At 67.1% G+C, this 6051-nt stretch carries 5 protein-coding genes; all 5 read right to left on the bottom strand.

Features of this window, described 5'->3' with window-relative positions:
- Window positions 1-665, bottom strand: a 665-nt coding sequence (locus ACXJKL_RS12210) for an ABC transporter ATP-binding protein (protein ID WP_457207318.1), incomplete at its 3' end; no start/stop codon positions are given.
- Between the two features lie 203 nt (window positions 666-868).
- The gene (locus ACXJKL_RS12205) at window positions 869-1954 is read right to left on the bottom strand and encodes an ABC transporter ATP-binding protein (RefSeq protein WP_457207317.1); all 1086 of its coding nucleotides are present in this window, start codon (window positions 1952-1954) and stop codon (window positions 869-871) included.
- 14 nt (window positions 1955-1968) lie between these two features.
- On the bottom strand, window positions 1969-2973 hold the full coding sequence (locus ACXJKL_RS12200; protein WP_457207316.1) for an ABC transporter permease: 1005 nt from the start codon (window positions 2971-2973) through the stop codon (window positions 1969-1971).
- 143 nt (window positions 2974-3116) lie between these two features.
- Window positions 3117-4874 carry an ABC transporter substrate-binding protein gene (locus ACXJKL_RS12195; protein ID WP_457207315.1) on the bottom strand — a complete coding sequence of 586 codons (1758 nt, stop codon included), beginning with the start codon at window positions 4872-4874 and terminating at the stop codon, window positions 3117-3119.
- Between the two features lie 76 nt (window positions 4875-4950).
- Complete coding sequence (locus ACXJKL_RS12190; RefSeq protein WP_457207314.1) at window positions 4951-5937, bottom strand: ABC transporter permease; 987 nt, start codon at window positions 5935-5937, stop codon at window positions 4951-4953.
- Window positions 5938-6051 lie beyond the last annotated feature (114 nt).

Genomic DNA, 6051 nt, shown 5'->3' with positions numbered 1-6051 from the left:
TTGCCGAGGTACATGACCGCGACCTCGGGGCAGAAGTGGCGCACCACGGCGAGGTCGTGGGCGATGAAGAGGAAGGCGATGTCGAACTCCTTCTGCAGGTCCTGCAGAAGGTTGATGACCTGCGCCTGGATCGACACGTCCAGCGCCGACACGGGCTCGTCGGCCACGAGCAGCTTGGGGTTGAGCGTCAGGGCCCGGGCGATGCCGATGCGCTGGCGCTGGCCGCCGGAGAACTCGTTGGGGTACCGGTTGTAGTGCTCCGGGTTGAGGCCGACGACCTCGAGGAGCTCCTGCACGCGGGGCAGGATCTTGTTCTTGGGCACGATGTCGTGGACCTGGAGCGGCGCCCCGACGATCGCGCCGACGGTGTGCCGCGGGTTCAGCGAGGTGTAGGGGTCCTGGAAGATCATCTGCACGTCGCGGCGCAGCGGCTTCATGGCCCGGTTGGACAGCTTGGCGAGGTCCTTGCCCTCGAACATCATCGATCCGCCGGTGGGCGTGTAGAGGCGCGTGATGAGGCGTCCGGTCGTGGACTTGCCGCATCCCGACTCCCCCACCAGGCCCAGCGAGCCGCCCCGCGGCACCTGGAAGGAGACGCCGTCGACGGCCTGAACCTGGCCGATCGTGCGTCGCATCAGGCCCGACGACCGCACCGGGAAGTACATCTTGAGGTCCTCGACCTCCAGCACCGCGGGGGCGTCGGGGTCGAGCCTGCTCGCCACGTGACCCTCGTAGGCGTCCGGAAGGAGGACCTCGTGGTCGCTGTAGGCGTCGTGGGGCTCCGTCACCAGGTCACGGTCGCCGGTCTCGGCCGCGTTGGCGCCCACCTCGGTGGGCTCGATCTGGGCTTCGGCGTTGGGGTCCTGGGTCATCGGATCTCCTCGACCAGGTCGGGGGCGATCTCCGGGAGGACCTCGGTCCGGTAGATCAGCTCGGGGTTGGGCAGGTGGCAGCGCTTGAGGTGGTCGACACCGGAGGCGGGCGTCAGCTCGGGGAGCTGGGTGGCGCACAGTCCGCCCGGCACCTTGTCCACGTGGGCGCAACGCGGGTGGAACGAGCACCCCGACGGCGGGCTCAGCAGGCTCGGCGGGTTGCCCGGGATCGGGATGAGCCGCGCGTCGGTGCTGGCGGCGACGTCCGGGATGCTGGAGAGCAGGCCCCAGGTGTAGGGCATCTCGGGCCTCATCAGGATCTGCTGCACCGAGCCGTACTCGACGGCCCGGCCGGCGTACATGACCAGGACGTCGTCCGCGGTCTCGGCGATGACGCCGAGGTCGTGGGTGATGATGACGACCGCCGAGTTGAACTCGCGCTGCAGGTCCTGGAGCAGGTCGAGGATCTGCGCCTGCACCGTGACGTCGAGGGCGGTCGTGGGCTCGTCGGCGATGAGCAGCGACGGGTCGTTGATCAGGCCCATCGCGATCATGGCGCGCTGGCGCATGCCGCCGGAGAACTGGTGCGGGAAGTCGTCGACGCGACGGTCCGGCTGCGGGATGCCGACCCGGTCGAGCATCTCGATGGCCTTGCGCCGCGCGTCACGCTTGGAGGCGCTGGTGTGGTGCACCATGTAGGCCTCGGCGAGCTGGTCGCCGATCTTGTAGAACGGGTGCAGGGCCGCCAGGGCGTCCTGGAAGATCATCGAGACCTGGTTGCCGCGGAGCTTGCGCATCCGGGCCTCCGAGAGGCCCACGACCTCGGTGCCGCCCACCCGGATCGACCCGGTGATCTTGCTCGACTTGGCGTCGTGGAGGCCGAGGACGGCCAGGCTGGAGACCGACTTGCCGGATCCGGACTCGCCCACGATGCCGAGGGTCTTGCCCATCTCCACCGTGTAGCTCAGGCCCTTGACGGCCGTCACCGGTCCGTCCTGGGTCGGGAAGGTCACCGACAGGTCCTCGACGGCGAGGATCGGGCCCTCGCCCTCGGCGCGCACGGCCGACTCGGACTGGGTCACTGCGGGAGTCGTTGTCACGAGAGCCTCACCCTCGGGTCGAGGAAGCTGTAGATGATGTCCACGAGCAGGTTGGAGATGATCAGGAGCACGGCACTGAACAGGGCGGTGGCGGCCACCACGGGCAGGTCCTTGAGCTGGACCGCCTGGAGGCTCCAGAAGCCGATGCCGTTGATGTCGAAGATACGTTCGGTGAAGATCGTGCCTGCCAGCAGGGTGCCGAAGTCGATGCCGAAGATGGTGACGACCGGCACCAGCGCCGCTCGCAGGCCGTGCTTGTAGACCACCGTGCGCTCCGGGAGGCCCTTGGCCTTGGCGGTGCGGATGTAGTCCTCGCTCAGGGCCTCGACCATCGACCCCCGCGAGTAACGGGTGTACTGCGTGCACCCGAAGATGCCGAGCGCCACCCACGCCAGGAACATCCCGCCGAACCACTTGGCCGGGTTCTCGGTGATCGGGAAGTAGCCGGTGTCGCTCACGAACGGCGCCTCCCACAGGACCGTGAGGTAGAGCCAGGTCAGCAGGGCGAACAGGTAGTAGGGGATGGAGCTGAGGAACAGGAAGCTCGAGACCAGTGCCTTGTCCGCGACGCTCCCGCGTCGGCGCGCCGCGGCGACGCCGATCGGGATGCCGAAGAGGAGGTAGAGGAAGGCGCCGCCGACGGCCACCGAGATGGTGGCGGGCAGGCGCTTGACCAGCTCCTCGGACACGGGCTGCTTGGTCAGGTAGGAGACGCCCAGGCAGGGGGCGTGGCAGTCGTACGTCGAGGACGCGATGGTGATCTCGCGACCGACGAAGACGCCCTTCGCCCACTTGAGGTACTCCTCGTGGACGGGGTTGTTGTAGCCGAGGGTCCGCTCGTAGATCTCGATGCGGTCACCGCAACGATTGCTGGTCTCACGGTCACAGATGGTCTGCGCCGGGCTCGAGGGTCCGAACCAGAACAGCAGGAAGATCGCGATCGACACCAGGGTGAGGACGAGCGCACCTGAGATCAACCGCTTGACGAGATAGGCGAACATCTCAGCCTCTCCGGGGGTGATGGATGTGTCCGGGCTGGCGAGTGGGGGCCCCGGTCTGGGACCCCCACCCGTCAGTTGGTGCTATTGCTGAACAGTCCTGCGTGAACTACAGGGTTCATCTCATGCTGTGCGAGCGCAAGGGCTCACTGCATCACGAAGATGTCCTTGTAGTTCGGGGCGCCGAGGGCGCCGTCGCCGGACGGGTTGCCGATCTTGGAACCGAAGACGAACAGGTCGTTGCGGAACGCGGTGGGGATGATCGGGAAGTAGTCCGTCATGATCTCCTCGTCCAGCGCACCCCATGCGTCACCCTGCTCCTCGAGGGGCATGGTGGCGATGTCGTCCATCTTCTGGTCGATCGCGGGCTCCGAGAACTGCGCGGTGTTGTACACGGCGTCGGTCTTGAGGAGCGGCGGGATCATCGTCGAACCGGCGGGCCAGTCCGAGCACCAGTTGACGCCACGCAGGTTGAGCTGCTTGTTCGTCTTGTTGTCGGGGTCCAGCCAGATGTCGTACGGCGAGACCTGGACCGGGATGGCCTTGACCTTGAAGCCGGCCTCCTCGAAGCCCTTGGTGAGCTGCTTCTGACCGGCGACGGCCAGCGGGTCGGTCTCGTAGTAGACCATCGTGATCTGGTAGCCCTCTTCGCCGGCCTCGGCGAGCAGCTCCTTGGCCTTCTCCGGGTTGTAGGTGATCTGCTCACCGTCGACCTGGAAGTCCTTCTTGCCGGCCATGCCGGGGGGCATGACGGAGTTGGCCGGGATGCGGGTGACGCCGGGAACCTCGCCCGTCGCGAACCACATGTCCTCGTACGGGTAGGCGTAGGCCAGGGCCTTGCGCACGTTGATGTCGGTGATCTTGGTGTAGTCCGGCGTCAGCGTGGAGACACACTGCGAGGTCTGCTGCACCAGGCGGTCACCCAGGGCCTCGTTGGCCTCGGTGTACTTGTCCGAGCCCAGCGCGGTCGAGATCGCGGTCTGCGAGTCGGTGTTGTCCGACAGCATGATCTGGTCGACCTTGGCTGGGTCCTCGTTGAACTTGAAGACCCACTTGTCGACGTACTGGTGACGGCCCGGGTCGGAGTTCGGGTCCCACTGGTCGTTCTTGACCAGGGTCAGCTCCTGGTTGGGCTGGAAGTCCTCGATCATGTAGGGACCGTTGGACAGCGGGTCCTGACCGTAGTTCGGCGGCTTGGAGGCGTTGCCGAGCGGGGCCGGGCCCATCGCCATGAAGGCGCCCCAGTAGTCCATGTCCGGGAAGGGGGTCGCCATCTTGATGGTGACGTCCTGGCCGGAGACGGTGATCCCGTCGTACTTCTCGCCCTTGGCGGTGTACGGGCCGGCGTAGTCCTTGCCGTCCAGGAAGTAGTTCTTGGAGTACTCGGTGCCGGGACCGGACGGGAAGGTGTCGGCGTCGAGCGAACGCTGCATGCCCCAGGCCACCTCCTCGGCGGTGACGGGCTTGCCGTCCTCCCACTTCGCGTCGKCGCGGATCGTGAAGGTCCACTCCGTGAAGTCGTCGTTGGGCGTGCCCAGGTCGGTCGCGAGGTCGGGGACCAGGAGGGGCTGGCCGTTCTCGTCACGCACGTACTGCGTGAGCGAGCGGTGGGTCAGCGCCTGCTGGATCGAGTTGCCGGTGACGGACCAGCCGTCGGTCGGGTCCAGCGAGTTGGGGCCGGGGTCACCCGGGAGGTAGACGGTGACGGTCCCACCAGCGGTGGCTCCGTCGACGTCCGCGGCGGGGCCCTGAGCCTTGGCGTCCTTGCCCCCACCTTCCTGCGCACCGAACTCTCGGTCACTGCCCGAACCGGAGGAGCTGCTGTCGTCGCCCCCGCCGCCACAGGCAGCAAGGGAGAGGAGAGCAACGCCGGCCACGAGCGCGAGCGGCTTGTTCCGCTTCATGCTGTCCAGCCTTTCTTATCTGTGATCGTGCCGGCGGCAGGTGCTGTCGGCAACGTCTGCATCGAAGACCGGATGGTCAGCGACGAGTCTTGGGGTCCAGGGCGTCGCGGATCGCGTCGCCGAGGAGGTTGAGGGAGAGCACGAGCAGCACGACGCCGATCAGGGGCTCCCACAGGTAGAGCGGGTACTGCTCGAAGTAGGGGATCGCGAAGCTGATCGTGCGACCCCACGAGGCGCCGTCGGTGACGCCGATCCCGAGGAAGGCCAGGCCGGCCTCGGCGGCCACGAAGGCCGGGAGCATCAGCGACACGCTGATGATGATCGGCGCGGCCAGGTTGGGCATGAGCTCCTTGAACAGGATCCGGGAGGTCGGCATGCCGAGCACCCGAGCCGCCTGCACGAACTCGCGCTCACGCAGGGACAGCACCTCGCCACGGATCAGGCGGGCCATGCCCATCCAGCCGAAGAGGGCCAGGACGGCGACGAGGCTGAACTTCTGGATCGTGGGGTAGTTGTCGCTGGAGTTGAACCGCTCGTTGAGGATCGGCGCGATGGTCAGCGCGGCGAGCAGGAACGGAACCGTGAGGAACGTGTCCACGAAGAACGACAGGACACGGTCGACCGCACCGCCCAGGAAGCCGGCGAGCAGACCGACCACGACGCCGACGACCGTCGCGAAGAGTGTCGCGCCGGCGGCGATCAGCAGTGAGGTGCGGGCGCCGTACAGCCAGTAGGCCAGGTTGTCGTCCGCGGTGCGGGGCGCGATGCCGAACGGGTGGTCCATCGTGAAGCCACCGTTGGGCGGGCCGTACTCCGGCTTCGGCATGCCGCCGTTGAGGACGTCGAGGTACTGGCTGGCGAGCACGGTGTCGGTGCTGACGCCGAAGAACTTGCTGATCAGGCCCGCGAAGGCGGCGATCAGGATGAAGAACACGATGACGAAGACGCACGCCATCGCGATCTTGTCCTTGACGAGCCGGCCGGCGGCGATCCGCATCGGCGACTTGCCGGCGATCTCCTGCGAGGCCTTGCTGTTCGGGTCGACGGTGGTCTCGTCGGTCAACGAGCCCAAGGTCTCGGGTGCAGTCGGCTGCGACATGCTCTCCCTATCTGGCCGGGATGCTGGACCGGGTCCTGAGTGATGTGTCCGGGCCACCCTGACTGGGGGGTGTGGGTG

The sequence above is a fragment of the Nocardioides sp. P5_C9_2 genome (genome assembly GCF_054049555.1).
Note: the sequence above shows the minus strand (reverse complement) of the source record. Positions and strands in the feature narration are given on the sequence as shown.

Excerpts from the sequence above, each read along its gene's own strand:
- ACXJKL_RS12200 (WP_457207316.1), bottom strand. The coding sequence starts at position 2,973 with ATGTTCGCCTATCTCGTCAAGCGGTTGATCTCAGGTGCGCTCGTCCTC.